At 64.9% G+C, this 433-nt stretch carries 1 pseudogene; it reads left to right on the top strand.

The window, feature by feature from the left end:
• Window positions 1-187: 187 nt before the first annotated feature.
• A pseudogene (locus A6V37_RS41880) lies at window positions 188-433 on the top strand (metal-dependent hydrolase); the annotation flags it as partial.

Here is a 433-nt window from a genome sequence, read left to right as displayed (position 1 = left end):
TGGGAGGCTGCGGTGTCGATACGCGGATGGAGAGGCGGGGGGGTGAGACGCGTGTGCAGGGTGACGGAGGGGGACGCGCAGTGGCGGGTCGTGGAGCATGGGCGAAAAGAGGGGGGGGGCGTGCATCAGGGCGGTCAGGTGCGGCATGGGGGGGGTGATGGGGGCGGGTGGGAAAGAGGGCGGGAGTGTGGACAGCGGGGAGGTGGCGTGGCGCTGGAGGGGACGTGTTCCCTATCTGCTGACGTGGACGGTGCAAGGTAATGCGGCACGTGAGGGCGCTATGATGGTGGCGAGCATCGAATCGACAGCGCACGACGACGAGGCTGACGTCCAGCTGGATATCGACTCTGGAATTGCGGAAAAGAGTGCTGTGAAGATCGACGTCCACGTGCACAAACCACGTCTGCAGGACATCGAACAGCTGCATCGCATC

The organism is Paraburkholderia ginsengiterrae, assembly GCF_001645125.1.
In the GTDB taxonomy this organism is placed as follows: Bacteria; Pseudomonadota; Gammaproteobacteria; order Burkholderiales; family Burkholderiaceae; genus Paraburkholderia; species Paraburkholderia ginsengiterrae.
Note: the sequence above shows the minus strand (reverse complement) of the source record. Positions and strands in the feature narration are given on the sequence as shown.